Here is a 17,938-nt window from a genome sequence, read left to right as displayed (position 1 = left end):
ATCATTTCCCTTATATTGACCTTGTTTCCCCATTTCTGTACACTAAAAGAAGTTTGTCAACATGAAAAATAGACACTATGCAGCTGCCCCTAAGAAAACAAAGACATCGGCAGATTAATATATTTTCTAAAAAAGGTGATCAATTTGAACATTTCAATTTTAGGTGTACAGGATGAACGTTTCCATCGTCCGCTCCGGCTGATCGGGAACCTCTTTTTTGAAGAATGTGAAGTGATGCTGGGTGAGAATGATGCAGCCGACCTTACAATTAATCTTCAGCTTGAACATGGAAAGCACATTAAAGCCATTGCAGAGCTTTCTGATAAAGATGGCAAGAATCATTCAGCGAATTTTGAGAAGGAATTCGTACCGTCTGAGACAGAAAAAGAGAATTTTAAACAAATAAAAAATGCAGTATCCCACGTATATCTGACTGTTTTGCAGGAATGGACAGGCATTACCCAGAAGTGGGGAATTCTGACTGGGGTACGTCCCACAAAATTGCTTCACCGTGCCATACAGCATCAGACACCTCTCCATGAAGCCCATCAGCAGCTTAAGGAAGAGTATTTGATTACAGATGAAAAGATCCAGCTTATGCAGAATATCGTAGACAGGCAGCTTGCTGTCGTACCGGATCTTTATAACTTAAAAAATGAAGTCAGCATATATATTGGCATTCCATTCTGCCCGACAAAATGCGCGTATTGCACTTTTCCTGCATATGCGATTAATGGCAGGCAGGGTTCAGTAAACTCGTTCCTTGGCGGCCTGCATTTCGAAATGCGTAAAATTGGCGAGTGGCTGAAAGAAAATGATGTGAAAATTACTACTGTCTATTATGGTGGAGGGACTCCGACAAGCATTACGGCGGAAGAGATGGATATGCTTTATGAGGAAATGTACGACTCTTTTCCCGATGTCGAAAACATACGGGAGGTCACTGTGGAAGCCGGACGTCCGGATACAATCACACCCGAAAAGCTTGAAGTGCTGAAAAAATGGAAAATTGACCGCATCAGCATCAATCCTCAGTCCTATATTCAGGAGACCTTGAAAGCCATTGGCCGCCACCATACAGTGGAAGAAACCGTGGATAAGTTCCATCTGGCCCGCAATATGGGAATGAATAACATCAATATGGATCTGATTATTGGGCTTCCTGGAGAAGGTGTGCCGGAATTTTCGCATACTTTGGATGAAACTGAGAAATTAATGCCGGAATCTCTGACAGTTCATACTTTATCCTTTAAACGGGCTTCGGAAATGACGAAGAACAAGCAAAAATATAAAGTTGCCGAGCGGGAAGAAATTGAAAAAATGATGGACATGGCTGAGGATTGGACAAAACAGCATAATTACCATCCTTATTATCTTTACCGTCAGAAAAATATTCTCGGCAATCTTGAAAATGTCGGCTATGCCCTTCCGAATCAGGAAAGCATCTATAACATCATGATTATGGAAGAACAGCAGACAATCATCGGGCTCGGATGCGGGGCCTCCAGTAAGTTCATTGATCCTCAGACAGGGAAAATCACTCATTTTGCAAACCCGAAGGATCCTAAATCGTATAATGACAGTTTTGAGCATTATGCAAACGAGAAATTGAAAATATTAAAAGAACTTTTTAATAAACACGAATCCCTGGCCGAATAGGCGGGGGTTTTTTAAAAGTTTATATTTTAGAAAATTCAGAAAGAAATTAAAGGAATTACTGAAAATAAAGAGAATGAATATAGGTAATAAAGATCATAGAATTCTATGAATCCAAATGTAAGCGTTTTCTAAAAGGGGGAATTGTAATGATGATGCAGACACCTTTGACTATGACGCAAATGATAAAGCGTGCAGAAAAGTATTTTCCAAGGAAAACAGTCGTTTCAAGAACAGCCGGCGGAATTCAGAGATTTACATATAAGGAGATTGCAGAACGGACAAGGAAGCTGGCAGAAAGCCTGCAAAACATAGGGGTGGAAAGAGGGGACAAGGTCGGGACACTTGCTTGGAACCATCATCGCCACTTGGAGGCTTATTTTGCCATTCCATGCAGCGGAGCCGTTCTTCATACGATTAATATACGACTGTCACCTCGACATATTACTTATATAATTAACCATGCTGAAGATAAGGTGCTTTTGATTGATCCTGATATTGTCCCTTTAATTGAGAAGGTTAAGGATGAACTGAAAACGGTCAAGGCTTTCATTATTATGACTGATGAAGATGAATTGCCTGAGACTACTCTTTCGCCGGTTTATCACTATGAAACGCTTATCAATGAAGCAAGCGGTGCATACGAATATCCTGATGATCTGGATGAAAATTCAGCAGCTGGAATGTGCTATACCTCTGCGACCACAGGCAATCCTAAAGGTGTCGTCTATTCCCACAGGGGTATCGTCCTTCACAGTATGGCACTGGGAATGGCAGATAGTGCAGCGGTAAGCGAGAAAGATATCGCCCTTCCGGTAGTGCCGATGTTCCATGTAAATGCATGGGGGCTCCCTTTTGCTGCTGTCTGGTTTGGAACGACTCTTGTGTTGCCGGGCCCATATTTTACACCTAAACTTTTGGCTGAGCTTATCCAATCAGAAAAAGTTACGATAACAGCCGGAGTACCGACAATCTGGCTCGGATTATTAAAAGAGCTGGATGAAAATAAATATGACATGAGTTCACTCCGATCGGTTCTGTGCGGAGGATCGGCTGCACCAAAAGGCATGATTAAAGCTTTCGAGCAAAAACACAATATTCCATTCATGCACGCTTACGGAATGACTGAAACAAGCCCTCTTGTTGTTATTTCGACTTTAAAAAGCTATCAGGAAGAGTTATCACCCGATGAGAAGCTGGACATAAAAGCTAAGCAGGGCATACTTGTCCCCGGATTGGAAATGAAGATTGCCGGCAAGGATGGCGAAGCAGCATGGGACGGAAAGGAAATGGGGGAACTCGCCATAAGAGGACCATGGATTGCTTCTGAATATTACAAGGACGAGCGGACTGATGAGTCGTTCCAAGATGGCTGGCTCTACACGGGTGATGTCGTAACCATTGATGAAGAAGGATTTATGAAAATTGTTGACCGGACAAAAGATTTGATTAAAAGCGGAGGGGAATGGATTTCTTCTGTTGATATCGAAAATGCCTTGATGGCTCATGAATCGGTATTTGAGGCGGCGGTTGTTGCTGTCCCGCATGAGCAATGGCAGGAACGGCCGGTGGCATGCGTTGTTCTGAAAGAGCCATTTAAAGGACAGACAACAAAAGAAGACCTTTATGAATTCCTAAAGCCGCAATTTGCAAAATGGTGGCTTCCGGATGAAATTCTTTTCTTTGAAGAAATACCAAAAACATCTGTAGGAAAATTCCTCAAAATGGCTTTAAGAGATCAGGTCCAAAAAGAATATACAGGTAATGCAAAGTAAATATAGTGCAGCATCCTTCTGAGGATGCTGTTTTTTTGTGCAGGTTTTGGAATACAGCACAATACCTTAATAAGTGACAAAATTAAAAATTTTTAGACAAAACGCTTTTTAAATATAATAATACTCTTTATAATAGAAGAAGCACAAAAAGGAGGGAAAGGATTTTGACAACAGACTTTGTAACTGATACTGTCAGCGTACAGCTTGATGGCCGAGTGGCCACAGTTGAGATGAACAGGCCGGAATCACTGAATGCATTGAATGTGGAAATGATTAAGGGGCTCTTGACTGCGATGAAGGATATAAGCCAAATGGATGAGGTGGATATCGTTGTATTAAAAGGAAAGGGCCGCGCATTTTCCTCAGGCGGAGATATTAAAACAATGCTTTTGGAAACAAATGAAAGCGATTTCCCTGTTGTGATGGATTGCATCAACGAGCTGGTTGTGTCTCTTTATAGCATGCCGAAGCTGACAATCAGTGCTGTAACAGGCGCAGCAGCTGGTTTGGGCTTAAGTCTGGCATTGGCTACTGATTATATTTTGGCAGACAAGAACAGCAAGCTTGCCATGAATTTTATTGGAATTGGATTAATTCCTGATGGAGGGTCTCACTTCTTCCTGCAGCAGCGAATCGGCGAGGATAAAGCCAAGCATTTAATCTGGGAAGGAAAAGTGCTGACTGCAAATGAGGCTTTACAAATGGGGCTGATTCACGAAATAGCAGAAGCTGATTTAAATAATGCTGTTGATGCAAAATTGAGCAAATGGCTTAACAGCCCAACTGAAGCAATGATTAAGACAAAGAAAATTCTTGCTGATAAAAACCGCCCCCTTCTGCTGAAAGTGCTTGAGCTTGAAAAGCTCGGCCAGCATAAAATGAGGCAAACAGAAGATCACCAAGAGGGAATCCAGGCCTTCATCGAAAAAAGAAAGCCTGTGTTTAAGGGGAAATAAGAATGGAAAGAAGAAAGCAAAGAGCTGAGCCCTTTGCTTTTTTTCTAATCTGAATGTACATCGGTGAACTATCTAAGCTGTCCTGCTCCAAAAGGAACGCTTTGACAGCATCAATCTCTCACGGCTCATAGCTTTAGCTTTTAGGAGAAGCGCCTACCCCTCGAGGTGCAGGGGCGGACAAGGCGCTTCCGTTTTTTCTTGTTATCTATGAAACAAAATCAGCTTGCCGGCCGGTGAGGTGCAGCGGTGCGTTTTTTCATCCAAACCTTTTTCCTTAAGGAGGTTTTCTCCCACACTTTTAGCTTCGTCATCTGTAGCTGCCTGAAATGCTTCATCCAATATCTTTTCTCCGTCCTGTTCAAATGCAGTTAGCTTGTATGTTTTCATAATAAGATACTCCTTTATTATAAAATTCAGATAGTTACTATTATTCTTGCATAATTTTTATAAATGTGCAAAATATTTTTTAAAAGAAATGCCGTAAATTAAAATGCTAAATTTTTAAAAATAGTGAACCTTTTTTTATGTTATGGCCGTATTACCTATTAGGCAAAGGAGGAGTTCGATATGGCTTTAGAGCTTGAACATGTAACAAAGCGTTTTGGTAAGTTTACTGCAGTTGATGATTTATCTCTAACTATTCCCGAAAGTGAGATGTTTGGGTTTCTGGGGGCGAATGGCGCCGGTAAAACGACTACCTTCCGAATGATATTGGGGCTATTGGATCCCAGCGGGGGAAAGATTACGTGGAATGGAAATCCAATTGATTATTCAACTAGTCCGCTGATAGGCTACCTTCCCGAAGAAAGAGGCCTATATCCAAAGCTAAAGGTCAAGGATCAGGTAGTCTATTTAGCTAAGCTGAGGGGGATGGCAAAGCAAGACTGTTTAAGGGAATTAACATATTGGCTTGAGCGCTTTAAGGTTCCCGAATATGCCAATAAAAAAATTGAAGAGCTATCAAAAGGCAACCAGCAAAAAATCCAGTTTATTACTGCAGTTATACATAAGCCTAAGCTATTAATATTGGATGAACCATTCAGCGGGCTGGATCCGGTTAATGTAGAACAGCTGAAGGATGCTGTGCTGGATTTGAAGGATAGCGGCACAACGATTGTTTTTTCCTCCCATAGGATGGAACATGTAGAAGAACTTTGTGAGCATTTATGCATCATGCAAAAAGGACGGCCTGTTGTGCACGGGTCTCTAAAAGAAATTAAACGTTCATTTGGAAGGAAGAATCTTGTTATCCACGCAGACTATGATTTAAGCTTTTTGGCGGATAGCAGGGGAGTGGTGAAAGCCAGGCAGACAGCTGAGGGAATTCAGCTGCAGATTTCCGGAGAAGAAGCAGCTGAAGACATTTTCAGGGAGGTTGCAGAGAAGGGTTTTGTCCGTAAATTTGTACTGGAAGAGCCGTCCCTGAATGATATTTTTATAGAAAAGGCTGGTGCTTCCTATGAATAATTTTTTGACGATCCTTCTTCATACTTATTTAAGCAAGCTGAAGACCAAGTCTTTTATTGCAACGACACTCATTACTGTGGTGATTGTTGCAGGGCTTGCCAATTTATCAGGTATTATTGATTATTTTAATAAGGATGATGAAGAAAGAGTTGCAGTGATCGATGAGACTGGTGTGCTGTTAACTCCTCTTCAGGAACAAATGGATGCCCTAAATAACAAGATAACTTTAATTGAATACAAAGGGTCTGAGGCAGAAGGGGAAACTGCTGTTAAAGATGGAGATTATAAAGGGCTTTTGCTGTTATCCTTTAGCACAGATGAGCTCCCTGAAGCGACCTATAAAGCCAGAAGCATAGCCGATTCAGCCATCCCATCCGAATTGCAGGGCGGGCTGCAGCAGCTGAAAACACAAATGGCTGCCACTCAAATTAATCTTAGTCCAGAGCAATTAAGCAAGCTATATGAGCCGGTACCTTTTGATAAGACCGCTCTTGAAGAAAACGCCAAAACAGAAGAAGAATTGAATCAGGCAAGAGGGCTTGTTTATGTTCTATTATTTATCATTTATTTTGCTGTAATCTTGTATGCCAATATGATTGCCATGGAAGTAGCAACAGAAAAGTCTTCCCGTGTCATGGAAATCTTAATATCCAGTGTTTCTCCAATCAAGCAGATGTTCGCGAAAATATTGGGGATTGGGCTGCTTAGCCTGACACAGATGGCACTTATTCTATTAGTAGGCTATTTTTCAGTCAAACAAAATCTTGATACGATGGAAGGCGGCTTTTTTGAATTCTTTGGCTTTGGAAACATTCCGGCTTCGACCATCGCTTATGCAATCATCTTTTTCATTCTTGGATATTTCCTTTATGCCACACTGGCTGCTTTTCTTGGTTCGCTGGTAAGCAGGATTGAAGATATCCAGCAGATGATTACTCCAATGACCATGATGGTTGTAGCAGGCTTTATGATTGCTATGTTTGGCTTAGGCCAGCCGGAAGCATCTTTTGTAACAATCACCTCTTATATTCCATTCTTCACTCCAATGCTCATGTTCATGAGAGTGGGGATGCTGTCACTGCCTGTATGGGAGCCAATTCTCGGGATCGTGATCCTGATGGCTGCCATAATATTACTGGCTGTCTTCGGAGCGAGAGTCTACAGGGGCGGAGTATTGATGTATGGGAAGTCAAATTCCTTTAAAGATATCAAAAAAGCATTACAGCTTACTAAAAACGAATAAACAGGCTGTTTATCAAAGTTTATGTCTTGAAGACGGTTAATTTAGTTTAACCACTGAGTTGGTTGGAGCGGACGGCGCTTGATCCTCGAAAATGCATACGCATTTTCTTTGTGAGCCGCTGATTCTGGGAAGATTATTCAATGTCATGAGGAAGCAGCGGATCAGGTGAGTCTCCGCAGACACAGAGTGTCGAGGAAGCTCACCTCACGCCCCAGGGAAAGCAAGTGCCTGCATTGGAAATCAACGGACAGAATTTATAAGAAAAATTACTATCTATAAGAATAGGCCCTATTGAAAAAAGCTCCGTATTTTAGAAACGGAGCTTTTTTCAATAGGGTTTTCTTATGCAAACAATGCCTTTAATCCTTCGAATGCAAAATAAAGCCCAAATCCAATCAGCGATATTCCTGAAAGAATCGAGATGACGATAATTCCTTTTGAAGTAAGGAATCGGCGAAACCCTGTGGTCAGTCCAGCTACAAACAAATCCCAGAGCATGAGACCCAGAAAAATCATTGTACTGTATAAAAAGAGCTCTGTTTTTCCATAGGATGCTGCTGTTTTTGCAAGAACTGATCCGTAGATACCCAGCCAGAACAAAATGGAAAGAGGACTGGATATGGACATAATAAATCCGGAAAAAAAGCATTTAAACAATGAATCCCGGCTTCGCACATAGCTCAGGGAAATTTTATTGGCATTTGCAATGCTCTCGATCCCTGTATATAAGAGTATAAATCCTCCAAAAAGCCACAGGAAGATCTGAACGATAGGGGTGTCCAAAAAATGGACAAGCCCAAGGTATACAACAAGCATATAAAAGGCATCAGCAAACATGGAGCCAACTCCAACAATCCAGGCATGCCAAAATCCATTTTTTATCCCCTTTTCAAGCCTGACAGCATTTACCGGCCCGATTGGAGCTGCCAAAGATAGTCCGAGAAACACATAACTTAAATATATTCCAATTCCCAATATACCACTCCGCCCTTTATATTTTCCTTGAGGCTGCAAACCTGTCCTCGAGGAAAGAGTCCTTGTACATTTTTATGCACAAGCTTCCCGGTCTAAAACAAACTTCAGGAAAATTTTCAGACGGCACATATAGCAATTTAATTTCGAATAGGAACGTGCATTCGCTTTTTGAATGAGGTAAAATGAGAGAAAAGGAATGAAAGGAAGTTAACATGAAAAGGGTTACGTTTATTCATGCAGCTGATTTGCACCTGGATAGTCCAATGTCTGGACTGAAGCATTTGCCCCCATCCATTTTTAAAAAGCTCCAGGAAAGTACTTTTGAAGCATTTACGAAAATAGTTGATTCAGCCATTTTCCATAATGTAGACTTTATCATTTTAGCCGGAGATTTGTTTGATGGTGAAGACAGAAGTATAAGGGCACAAACACGTTTTCGGAAAGAGATGGAGCGGCTGGCTGAATGCGGGATTGCTGTATATGCGGTCCATGGAAATCATGATCATATGGATGGGAGATGGGCACACTTGCCATTGCCGGAGAATGTCCATATCTTTTCCCATGAAGTCGAAGTGGCAAAGCATATTGCTGAAAATGGTACATCCGTTCACCTCTATGGTTTCAGCTACCCTAAAAGACATGTGGCGGAACGGATGATCGATCAATATAGAAGGGAAAATGGAGCTGATCTGCATATTGGAATCCTTCACGGTTCTTTTGAAGGCAGCAGTGATCACGCTCAATATGCCCCATTCCGAATAAATGATTTGCTTGAAAAGGACTTTGATTATTGGGCTCTCGGACATATACATAAACGAGAAATCTTAATCACCCAGCCACCCGTCATTTACCCTGGTAATATACAGGGAAGGAACCGGAAAGAAACTGGTCCCAAAGGATGCTATTTAGTTGAGCTGGATAGTTCTGGTGCAAAGACGGAGTTTCTGGAGGCAGCTCCTGTTATATGGGAGAATGCAGAAATAGATGCTTCAAAATCGGAAAGCTATCAGGAGATTTATGAGCTTTGCATAAGTTTGATTGAAGAAAAGCGCCAAAACAGAAAGGGAACAATTATAAATCTGACACTCAACGAAGTAGGCTTGTCGGATCACGAATTAAGAAGCATAACGAATGGTGAGCTGCTCGAATATTTGCAGGAAGAAGAGGCAGAAGAGGAGTCTTTTGTATGGATTTCCGGCCTAGCCGTAAATGAAAAAAGGATGTGGAATAAAGAAAAGCTGGCACATGAATCGGATTTTTTCAGTGAGCTTTTTAAAACTGCGGGTCATTATGCAGAGGGCAGTGAAAGTGCCCTGATCTTGTATGCACATCCCCTGGCAAGAAGATTTTTGGGTGAGCTCAATAAGGATGACAAGCAAAGAATCGCAGAGGAAGCCGAAGCACTGCTTGTGGATCTTCTACACAAAGCTTAAGGACATTGAATGGAGGTGGAACTTTGAAAATTACAGATATACATATTTACGGATATGGAAAGCTTACTGACTTTATGCTAACCGGTATTCAATCATTGCAGGTGATCTACGGGGAAAATGAGGCAGGTAAATCTACCATCATGTCTTTTATACATAGTATTCTTTTTGGCTTTCCAGCAAAGGTCCAATCGGAATTAAGGTATGAGCCCAAGGAAGGAGCAAAATATGGCGGCAGGCTTACCGCGATTTTTCCTGATAAAGGGAAGGCAGTCATAGAGCGTGTTAAAGGAAAAGCATCCGGAGATGTGAGTGTCTTGCTTGAAGATGGAACAAAGGGAGGGGAAGAGCTTTTAAACGATCTCCTTCATCACATTGATAAAGGGCTGTATCAATCTATTTTCTCCTTTAATATTCATGGGCTGCAAAATGTAAATCAAATGAAGGGTGAAGAATTGGGGAGGTATTTGTTTTCAGCAGGTTCACTGGGAACGGATCATCTGGTTTCTGCGGAAAATATACTTCAAAAGGAATTGGAAAGCCGCTTTAAACCAAACGGAAAAAAGCCTTCTCTGAATGTAAAGCTAAAAGAGATGAAGCAGCTGCATCAGGATCTGAAAAAAGCGGAGCAAAATAATGAGCAGTATTGGACGTTGCTTCGTGAAAAAGAAAATCTTGAAAACGATTTAAACAGATTGCATCAGAGGCTGGACCATGCTCAGCAGGAGCTTTTCCGTTTAAAAGAATGGCAGGACTTATATCCATTAATAGCAGAGGAGCAAGAGCTGATTAAAGAACGGGAAAAATTTGCACACATTTCCTTCCCGGCAAATGGGCTTTCTCTTTTGGAGAAACTTGAAAGTGTGATTCAGCCCCTGGAAGGGCGCAGAGCTAGTCTGGAATCGAGAATAATCCTCCTGGAACAAGAGCTGGAAAATAATCAGCCAGATCATTTTCTCCTTAAGCATGAGCATTCCATCAATGCAGCGGTAGAGGGGCTGCCGTTTTTGGAAAAGTTAAACCAAGAAGAAAAAGAATTATCAATTAAGCTGGAAAATATTACAGAAGAAATTTTAAACCTTCAGGAAAGACTTCATCTTCAAATTGACGAACAGCAGCTTGAACAAGTTGATACGAGTGTTTTTATGATGGAAAAGGTTAAAAATGCGCAAAATCGCCGTAACCGTCTTCAAGCAATGAAACAGGAATTGGATGATCGATTTAACGATGAAAAGTCAGTGCTGGAGAACACGGAACGAAAAATTGGCGAATTGAAAGAACAGCTTCTTAATGAAGAGGAACTTTCAGCCATTAAGGAAACATTAAGCTTCACTGCAGATAGGCATAATATCGAAAAAGAACTGCAGGATACACAGGAAAGACTTCAGTTCCTTCAAAGAGCAGAAAAAAAGGAACAGGAAACAAGACGGCAAAAAACATATCAGGAGAAAAGGCAGCTGTTTTTTTTGGGAGTCCTTTTTGCTGCTTTGTTCGGCTGGGGAATCTTTAGCGAATCATGGGTGATTGCAGGTGCAGGATTTGCAGGTGCAGCCTTTTGTTTTGCCATTGCAAATAAAAAAGAGCCTAAGGGGCAAGACAGCTTTATTAAAAATGAGATAAAAGCTCTGAATGAAAAAGAACGCTCACTGCTTGATAAATTAAAGCAGCCTGACATTCAGCATGCAGCCAGCCTGGAGGCACAGCTGAAGAAAGACAGCGACCGGCAAAATCAGCTTATCCAATTGCTGTTTCAGCTCGAACAGGCAAATGAAAAATACGAAAAGGTCATTGCCTCATTTGAAAAATGGGAGAATGAATGTGCCGAACTTGAAAATGAACTGCTGCAGCTGGGTAAACAGCTATTTCTGCCTCATGATATCTCCAAAACCTTTTTGAGTGAAGCTTTTAATATGATTGAACAGTTAAAAGTCCTCTATAGGGAAAAGAAATACACTGCTGAAAGAAAGGCATCAGCAGAAAAGGGAATCAATGAGAAGCTCCATACTTTTCATAAACTAAAAGGCTTATTGGATAGCGAGCCTGGGAGTGTACAGGAAATTGGCTATCAATTGAAAAAAAGACTGAAAGAAGAAACGGAAAAACATATTAAGCAGGGTGAAAGGGAAGCGGCGCTTCATGAGTTAAAGCTAGAACACAGCACAGTGCTGGCAGAACTTAGCCACTTTCAAAAAGACTACGAACATCAGCTTTCCCTTGCCGGAACCGATGCAGCCGAAGAGTACAGGGAAAAGGCTGCTGAAGCACAGAAATTAGCAGAACTAGAAGAAAAGATTAAACAGGTCCGCAAGCAAATTAATCTTAACTCTTTTTCACAGGAAGAAATTAATAAATATTCCAATGTAACAAAACCAGAAGCAGAGATCCAAGCTGTCAGTGAAGAAGCTGCTCTGCTCCAGGAAAGCATTCCTGGTTTGCAGAGAAAACTTGCAGAGGTCAAATATGAAATTCAAATCCTTGAAGAGGGCGGAACCTATGCGGAACTCCTTCATAAGTTCGCCTTGCTGAAATCTGAGTTTGAAGAAGAGGCAAGGGATTGGGCAAAATATGCTGCTGCCAAGGATATATTAGATAGAACGATAAACAGTTTTAAAAATGAGCGTTTGCCAAAAATGCTGGCAAAGGCAGAGCAATTTCTTTCTTTTTTAACCAATGGAGGCTATGTACGGATTTTTCCTAAAGAAGAAGGAAGCGGGTTCCTTATAGAAAGCAAGACAGGAGCAGTTTTTGAAGCAAAAGAACTGAGTCAGGCGACTGCTGAACAGATATACGTATCCTTCAGGCTAGCACTTGCCATGACGATTTATGGCAAGTATCCCTTCCCTATTATTATAGATGATAGCTTCGTGAATTTTGATCATGTCCGCACTGAAAGAATGATTAACCTGTTAAAGAACCTTACAGGCAGGCAAATTTTATTTTTCACCTGTCATAAGCATCTTCTGCCGCATTTTCAGGAAGAACAAATACAATCCGTTGCAAAGGAAAAGCTGTCTGTCTAATTAACAGGCAGCTTTTTTATATGTATGTAAGTAAATCTTACAAAAACTCATAAACATTAAAAAAGTGTGTAAAGAAACCTTACAAATATCATGTTTTTTCTTTTGTTATTCAGTAAGATGATAAAAAGCGGTTAGGAAGGAGAATAAAATTTGCCCTGGCTGATTCAAGTATTGTTACTCGCTATTTTTCTGATTGCAGGGAATTTTGCGGCTGCGTTCTTTCATATTCCGCTTCCTGGAAGTGTCATAGGGATGCTTATGTTATTAATCCTATTGGTAACCAATTCAATTAAATTAGAATGGATAGAGAAAGCAGCATCTTTTCAAATTAAACACATGTCCCTGCTGTTTATCCCCTTTGTCATTGGATTATTCTTATCTCCCAATTTTATTCCTCTATTAAATTTTCATTTCCTTTTGGTCCTGATTCTAAGCAGCTTTTGCTGTTTATTGGGCACAGCGTATTCTGTTCAAATGTATGAGAATACAAGAAGGAGGCGCCAAAAATGAGTTCTGTTTTATTCAATAGTATAGGGTGCATCTTGATGACTCTTGCCAGTTATATCGCAAGCCTGCAAGTTTTCAGGAAGTTTAAGAAGAGCTGGTTAAATCCTTTATACACCGGAACTGCGCTCTTGATTACCATTCTTCTATTGTGCAACATCCCACTAACAGTCTATCAAAAAGGAAGCAGTCTGTTTGAGCTGCTCCTTCAGCTTTCGGTTGTCTCTTTTGCTGTTCCTTTATATAAGGAGTGGCCCTTAATGAAAAGACATCTTAAGAAAATATTCTCAGGAGTCTTTGCCGGAACCTCCTTAGGCATATTTTCGGTTTACATCATGTCACAGGTTTTTCAATTTAATCAGGAGATTATTGCATCTCTTATTCCGCGTTCAGTAACACTCCCGGTAGCCTTAACGGTCTCTGATGGCTTGGGAGGGTCTACAGCCTTTACCGTTTTCTTTGTGCTATTTTCTGGTCTTTTTTCCGTTATGCTGGGCCCAAACCTATTGAAGTGGCTTGGAATAAATAGTAAAGCCGCTAAAGGATTGGCAATGGGCACTTCAGCACAGATGCTGGGAGCCAGCCGTTCACTTATGTGGGGAGAGGAAGAAGGTGCCATGGGGTGTATAGCCATGACAACTTCTGCAATTATCCTTTCGTTATTCATTCCAATATTGCTTCTTTTGCTGTAACCTTCAAATACCATTAAAAACCCATTCATGAAAACGTGAATGGGTTTTTATAGCGAGCAAAAGTCATGATTAATTTAGGAGAGTGCAGGGTCTGTGTGGTATACTAGTTTAATAGAATTGCATGTTTAAGGAGGCTGCCAAAGACTGTCTGGTCCGGTTCATAGTGCCCTTTTTAAACAACCTCGTGAAGGGAGCGTCGGTGCGCGTATGTCAAAAGGAATTGTTTATTACGAAGTAGGAGAACAAATCGAGCTTTTTCTGCTAATCAAAAGTGCAGCTAAAGGGATTGCAAGTAATGGAAAACCGTTTTTGACCCTAATTTTCCAGGACCAAAGCGGCGAAATTGAAGCAAAGCTTTGGGATGTGTCTGATGATGATGCGAAAAACTACAGCCCTGAAACCATTGTAAAAGTGGCAGGGGATATTTTAAATTACCGTGGACGCAATCAGCTAAGAATCCGCCAAATTCGGCCGGCGTCCCCAACAGACCCGGTCAAGCTGGCAGACTTTCTCGAAACAGCGCCATTAAGTACAGATGAGATGATGAGTAAAATCACTCAATATATATTTGAAATGAAAAACCCGAATATCCAAAGGGTTACTCGCCATTTATTGAAGAAGCATCAAAAAGACTTTCTTGAATATCCGGCCGCTACGAAAAATCATCATGAGTTCGTATCCGGTCTTGCCTATCATGTAGTTTCCATGCTGGATTTGGCAAAGGCAATTTACGGTTTGTATCCAAGCCTGGATAAGGACTTATTGTACGCTGGAGTCATTTTGCACGATTTAGGAAAGATTACAGAACTGTCTGGACCGATTTCAACATCTTACACAATAGAAGGAAACTTGCTTGGACATATTACCATTATGATCAATGAAATTGGAAAAGCTGCTGAGGAGCTGGGAATCAGTGGTGAAGAGATTATGATCCTTCAGCATATGGTTTTATCCCATCACGGCAAAGCGGAATGGGGCAGTCCAAAACCGCCGCTTATCAAGGAAGCAGAAATTCTTCATTACATTGATAACATTGATGCAAAAATGAACATGCTTGATAGAGCCCTTGAGAGGGTGAAACCAGGAGAGTTCTCCGAGCGGGTATTTGCTCTGGATAACCGTTCATTCTATAAGCCTAGTTTTCATAAATAATAACCGCCATCCTTCCTAATGGAAAGGGTGGCTTTTTTATAGATATCCATATAAAATTCTAAAGTTAGATAACTGTCTAGCTCCAGCACCTACCCCCTCGAGGTGTCATGCAGACGTTGCCAAAGGACGTGGCGATCTTAGTCTGCGTTCCTTCTTGGGCAAGGCGCTTGCGCTTTTCTTTTTTCCTGTTTATCATATTTTTCCTGGTTTAACATACATTTATAGTAAATGGACAACCATTATGAAAAGAAAGAGGGGAAACAGATGATTCCAATTTGGGTATATTTTGTTGCAGCCGGAATCGTTGTAAGTGCATATATGGCGGTGACGACGGGCAGGGAAGAGAAAAAGGTGGAGCAGGACAGCATTGAACGTGAGGGTGAAATTTATATGAAGCGTCTTGAAAGGGAAAAAGAAGAGCGGAAATCCACTCAGCAATCTGCAGGCTGATTTGGAATCCATCTAAAAAACATAAAAAACGGGACTCCAGCATGGAGCCCCGTTATTCATTATTTTTCTTCAGTCCCTGCTTCACCTTCAGCCCCAGCTTCCGGTTCTTCAAGAACTCCTTTTAGTTCCTTATCTTTAATATCAACATCAGCAGCTTTTAATTCACGATCCATTGCCTGCTGAATTTTGTCACCGTCAAGCTTGGACACTTTCACTTGATATTCCATTTCCTTCTTCATTTCATCAAATGATTTTTTCTCTTTTTTCTCTGTTACTTGAATGATGTGGAAACCATGCTCAGATTTAACAGGAGCGCTGATTTCGTTCACATCAAGGGCATAAGCTGCCTCCTCGAATTCAGGAACCATTTTACCTGGGCCGAACCAGCCTAAATCTCCGCCATTTGCAGCAGATCCTGGGTCTTTTGAATATTCTGTGGCCAGGTCTTCAAACTTTCCGCCTTCGTCCAGCTTTTTCTTTACTTCGTCAGCAGTTTTTTCATCCTCTACAAGGATATGGCGTGCTTTAATTTCCGGTTTGTAGTTATCGTAGTATTCTTTAACTTCTTTTTCTGTTGCTTCAATATCTTTAATAGCAGCTTTTTCCTGAAGCAAGCCTGTTTTGAAAGTTTCTCTTAGGTCTTCTTCATCCTTATAGCCATATTGCATAAGCGCCATCTCGAAGTTAGCGCCAAGCTGCTGTTTTAATTCGTCGATTTTCTCGTTAAGTTCCTCGTCTGTTACTTCGTATTTATCAGAAAGAACTTTTTCATAAATGAGCTCCTGGAGCGCCTGTTCGCCGTACTTTTCCTTCATTGCTTCATAAAGCTCGTCCTTCGTAATGTTTCCGCTCTTTGTTTCAACGACAACATCTCCCGATTCCCCGCCGGTGCTGCTGCATGCACTTAATCCAATTACTCCGGCTGCAATGGAGAGGGATAGCATCCATTTTTTCATGTTGAACACTCCTAAATTAATTTTCAATTCGGCTCTGGTGAGCTGGAACTGGAATTTTTATACTTCTCAATAACAGCAATTTCCTTCACAGAGCCTGCATTTATCACAATCCCTACTATACCATAAATGTAAAAAATAACAAAAGAAGAAAGTAATGTTTGGTCGATAAACACAGCGTTTTTTATAAAAAACTGGGTATTCGCCCATCCCCTTCAGGACAATTGTACATATGATACATGGAACCCTCTGATGGCAGGTTCAAACACCTAAAAAAAATTAGGGTAGCCGGGATATAAGCCTATCCGACCACAGAGGCAAATGAATAGGATATGGTAGCGACCTGAAGGGGAGGTGTTATCCATGGGTGCTGGATACGGCGGAGGTTTCGCGCTAATCGTTGTATTGTTTATTTTATTAATCATTGTAGGATGCGCGTGGCTGTAATCTAAGATGGGCATAGGGTCTAGTCAAAGAGGGCCCTGTGCCGGAATTTGAGAGGAGGCAACCATATGTCTGGAGGACATGGATGTGGCGGAGGTTTTGCGTTAGTTGTCGTGCTGTTCATTTTGTTAATCATCATTGGAGCTGCTTGTTTTTGCTAAGCTTTTGATGTTTACAATTAATGTATATAAAAAAGCGGCGGAAAATTTCCGCCGCTTTTGCTCATGTTTAAGAGCTCTCAGGATATCCTAAGCATACAAGATTTCTACAAAAGAAGAGATTAGCAATATGGTAATAAGAATGTTAATGGTTCTGAATACTTTGGGCTGCCGTTCCTCAGGAATCTCTTTTTGGAGACAAAGCGAATTTGTCATCTTGTTGATATAAAATAAAATAAAAACGGCAAAAATAATAAAGATGGAGATCATCCAAGATTCCCTCCTTGGGCAGTCATATTATTGCTTTTACATGTTTTGTCTGTTATTTACAATAACAAAGTTCACAAAAAAAAGATAGTATTAAAGATTGCCTGTCCGGTAAGTAAAAGGTATCCTTTGTCAGGATACCCGGGATTTATGTTTATGCTACTGGTTCGAATGAAGCAATATCTCAAACCCATCTTCATTTTCTTCAACATAAGATTGATTTGGAGCAGTCAGCACATTTTTGGCGCACACAATGTCAGAAAAAGATAAGCCTGCATGGAAAGCAAACAGAATTATTAAATAATGAACATAATGCGGAAAAATAAAGCAAGCAGCCAGGAGCATGCTGTTTATGATAAACATAGGGGCCAAAGTGGCAGTCAGGAATAGCCGTTTTGAAATAGGCTCCGTTATTCGAATATATAGAATTGGCATAAAGCCATATTTAATTTTCAGCTGTTTTTTAACGATACTTCCAAGGTGTGCAATAGGCAGATAGTGAAGCAGCTTATGCACAGGATACAACAGCCATAAGCCGGCTGCAAAGAAAATAAAATAATTATCGTAAAAGGAGCCCGGTACAAATACATACGTTGCAGGAACATATGTAAATATGAAAGTAGCCAGCATGGTTAAGGAAGACAGTATAAAAAGCCTTTGCGATCCATATTGCTTCGTGAAGTTAATCGTCTTCCAGCAATTCATCATAAAAATACCTCCAGAAGGAGTAAAATAGTAATCTTTCAAACTTACTTAAGATACTTTACGATGAATAAATAAAAAAATCAATAGGGAA

The 17,938-nt window shown here is 40.9% G+C and carries 18 protein-coding genes; 13 read left to right on the top strand and 5 right to left on the bottom strand.

Annotated features, from left to right (window positions below; translation table 11 throughout):
* Positions 1-144: 144 nt before the first annotated feature.
* The 3 genes from NR125_RS13395 to NR125_RS13385 all read left to right on the top strand — a co-directional run bounded on the left by NR125_RS13395 (position 145) and on the right by NR125_RS13385 (position 4,387).
* Entirely contained in the window at positions 145-1,659 is a 1,515-nt protein-coding gene (locus NR125_RS13395; protein ID WP_256815475.1) for a coproporphyrinogen III oxidase, read from the top strand.
* 146 nt (positions 1,660-1,805) lie between these two features.
* Positions 1,806-3,431, top strand: coding sequence for a long-chain fatty acid--CoA ligase (locus NR125_RS13390; RefSeq protein WP_256815474.1), 1,626 nt, complete (start codon positions 1,806-1,808; stop codon positions 3,429-3,431).
* Between the two features lie 164 nt (positions 3,432-3,595).
* Positions 3,596-4,387 carry an enoyl-CoA hydratase gene (locus NR125_RS13385; RefSeq protein ID WP_009331444.1) on the top strand — a complete coding sequence of 264 codons (792 nt, stop codon included), beginning with the start codon at positions 3,596-3,598 and terminating at the stop codon, positions 4,385-4,387.
* A gap of 201 nt (positions 4,388-4,588) precedes the next feature.
* Here the strand turns inward: NR125_RS13385 and NR125_RS13380 are convergent, their stop codons facing one another.
* Positions 4,589-4,774 carry a YhzD family protein gene (locus NR125_RS13380; protein WP_009331443.1) on the bottom strand — a complete coding sequence of 62 codons (186 nt, stop codon included), beginning with the start codon at positions 4,772-4,774 and terminating at the stop codon, positions 4,589-4,591.
* A gap of 180 nt (positions 4,775-4,954) precedes the next feature.
* On the opposite strand from NR125_RS13380, the gene NR125_RS13375 reads away from it, so the two are divergent.
* Positions 4,955-5,854, top strand: coding sequence for an ABC transporter ATP-binding protein (locus NR125_RS13375; protein WP_009331442.1), 900 nt, complete (start codon positions 4,955-4,957; stop codon positions 5,852-5,854).
* Entirely contained in the window at positions 5,847-7,097 is a 1,251-nt protein-coding gene (locus NR125_RS13370) for an ABC transporter permease (RefSeq protein ID WP_256815473.1), read from the top strand. Before NR125_RS13375 ends, NR125_RS13370 begins: the two co-directional genes overlap by 8 nt.
* Positions 7,098-7,439: 342 nt before the next feature.
* Here NR125_RS13370 and NR125_RS13365 read toward each other — a convergent pair whose 3' ends face one another.
* Positions 7,440-8,072 (bottom strand): LysE family transporter, encoded by a 633-nt coding sequence (locus NR125_RS13365; RefSeq protein ID WP_009331440.1) that lies wholly within the window; start codon positions 8,070-8,072, stop codon positions 7,440-7,442.
* Between the two features lie 212 nt (positions 8,073-8,284).
* On the opposite strand from NR125_RS13365, the gene NR125_RS13360 reads away from it, so the two are divergent.
* The 6 genes from NR125_RS13360 (at position 8,285) to NR125_RS13335 (ending at position 15,320) form a co-directional block, all read left to right on the top strand.
* The gene (locus tag NR125_RS13360; protein WP_256815472.1) at positions 8,285-9,505 is read left to right on the top strand and encodes a metallophosphoesterase family protein; all 1,221 of its coding nucleotides are present in this window, start codon (positions 8,285-8,287) and stop codon (positions 9,503-9,505) included.
* Between the two features lie 23 nt (positions 9,506-9,528).
* Entirely contained in the window at positions 9,529-12,522 is a 2,994-nt protein-coding gene (locus NR125_RS13355; protein ID WP_019381420.1) for an ATP-binding protein, read from the top strand.
* A gap of 150 nt (positions 12,523-12,672) precedes the next feature.
* Entirely contained in the window at positions 12,673-13,032 is a 360-nt protein-coding gene (locus NR125_RS13350; protein WP_009331437.1) for a CidA/LrgA family protein, read from the top strand.
* On the top strand, positions 13,029-13,718 hold the full coding sequence (locus NR125_RS13345) for an LrgB family protein (protein WP_009331436.1): 690 nt from the start codon (positions 13,029-13,031) through the stop codon (positions 13,716-13,718). Before NR125_RS13350 ends, NR125_RS13345 begins: the two co-directional genes overlap by 4 nt.
* A gap of 207 nt (positions 13,719-13,925) precedes the next feature.
* Positions 13,926-14,870, top strand: coding sequence for a 3'-5' exoribonuclease YhaM (gene yhaM / locus NR125_RS13340; protein ID WP_256815471.1), 945 nt, complete (start codon positions 13,926-13,928; stop codon positions 14,868-14,870).
* Between the two features lie 264 nt (positions 14,871-15,134).
* The gene (locus NR125_RS13335; protein ID WP_009331434.1) at positions 15,135-15,320 is read left to right on the top strand and encodes a sporulation YhaL family protein; all 186 of its coding nucleotides are present in this window, start codon (positions 15,135-15,137) and stop codon (positions 15,318-15,320) included.
* A gap of 59 nt (positions 15,321-15,379) precedes the next feature.
* Here NR125_RS13335 and NR125_RS13330 read toward each other — a convergent pair whose 3' ends face one another.
* Positions 15,380-16,276: a peptidylprolyl isomerase gene (locus NR125_RS13330; RefSeq protein ID WP_009331433.1), complete on the bottom strand. Its 897-nt coding sequence runs from the start codon at positions 16,274-16,276 to the stop codon at positions 15,380-15,382.
* A gap of 360 nt (positions 16,277-16,636) precedes the next feature.
* Between NR125_RS13330 and NR125_RS13325 the strand changes: the two genes are divergently transcribed.
* Both NR125_RS13325 and NR125_RS13320 read left to right on the top strand, forming a co-directional pair.
* The gene (locus NR125_RS13325) at positions 16,637-16,720 is read left to right on the top strand and encodes a YjcZ family sporulation protein (RefSeq protein WP_019381424.1); all 84 of its coding nucleotides are present in this window, start codon (positions 16,637-16,639) and stop codon (positions 16,718-16,720) included.
* A gap of 65 nt (positions 16,721-16,785) precedes the next feature.
* Complete coding sequence (locus NR125_RS13320; protein WP_019381425.1) at positions 16,786-16,878, top strand: YjcZ family sporulation protein; 93 nt, start codon at positions 16,786-16,788, stop codon at positions 16,876-16,878.
* Positions 16,879-16,965: 87 nt separating this feature from the next.
* Here the strand turns inward: NR125_RS13320 and NR125_RS13315 are convergent, their stop codons facing one another.
* The gene (locus tag NR125_RS13315) at positions 16,966-17,145 is read right to left on the bottom strand and encodes a hypothetical protein (RefSeq protein ID WP_009331432.1); all 180 of its coding nucleotides are present in this window, start codon (positions 17,143-17,145) and stop codon (positions 16,966-16,968) included.
* Between the two features lie 156 nt (positions 17,146-17,301).
* On the bottom strand, positions 17,302-17,850 hold the full coding sequence (locus NR125_RS13310) for a DUF3267 domain-containing protein (protein WP_009331431.1): 549 nt from the start codon (positions 17,848-17,850) through the stop codon (positions 17,302-17,304).
* Between the last annotated feature and the right edge of the window lie 88 nt (positions 17,851-17,938).

The organism is Cytobacillus sp. Bac17 (assembly GCF_024519925.1).
Classification (GTDB): domain Bacteria; phylum Bacillota; class Bacilli; order Bacillales; family Cytobacillaceae; genus Cytobacillus; species Cytobacillus pseudoceanisediminis.
This window is presented reverse-complemented; position numbering and strand designations above follow the sequence as displayed.

Bases quoted from the DNA above. Each gene is read 5' to 3' on its own strand.
- NR125_RS13345 (WP_009331436.1), top strand. From the start codon at position 13,029: ATGAGTTCTGTTTTATTCAATAGTATAGGGTGCATCTTGATGACTCTT.
- NR125_RS13390 (WP_256815474.1), top strand. From the start codon at position 1,806: ATGATGATGCAGACACCTTTGACTATGACGCAAATGATAAAGCGTGCA.
- NR125_RS13320 (WP_019381425.1), top strand. From the start codon at position 16,786: ATGTCTGGAGGACATGGATGTGGCGGAGGTTTTGCGTTAGTTGTCGTG.
- NR125_RS13330 (WP_009331433.1), bottom strand. From the start codon at position 16,276: ATGAAAAAATGGATGCTATCCCTCTCCATTGCAGCCGGAGTAATTGGA.
- NR125_RS13310 (WP_009331431.1), bottom strand. From the start codon at position 17,850: ATGATGAATTGCTGGAAGACGATTAACTTCACGAAGCAATATGGATCG.
- NR125_RS13335 (WP_009331434.1), top strand. From the start codon at position 15,135: ATGATTCCAATTTGGGTATATTTTGTTGCAGCCGGAATCGTTGTAAGT.
- yhaM (WP_256815471.1), top strand. From the start codon at position 13,926: ATGTCAAAAGGAATTGTTTATTACGAAGTAGGAGAACAAATCGAGCTT.
- NR125_RS13325 (WP_019381424.1), top strand. From the start codon at position 16,637: ATGGGTGCTGGATACGGCGGAGGTTTCGCGCTAATCGTTGTATTGTTT.
- NR125_RS13375 (WP_009331442.1), top strand. From the start codon at position 4,955: ATGGCTTTAGAGCTTGAACATGTAACAAAGCGTTTTGGTAAGTTTACT.
- NR125_RS13380 (WP_009331443.1), bottom strand. From the start codon at position 4,774: ATGAAAACATACAAGCTAACTGCATTTGAACAGGACGGAGAAAAGATA.
- NR125_RS13370 (WP_256815473.1), top strand. From the start codon at position 5,847: ATGAATAATTTTTTGACGATCCTTCTTCATACTTATTTAAGCAAGCTG.
- NR125_RS13360 (WP_256815472.1), top strand. From the start codon at position 8,285: ATGAAAAGGGTTACGTTTATTCATGCAGCTGATTTGCACCTGGATAGT.
- NR125_RS13315 (WP_009331432.1), bottom strand. From the start codon at position 17,145: ATGATCTCCATCTTTATTATTTTTGCCGTTTTTATTTTATTTTATATC.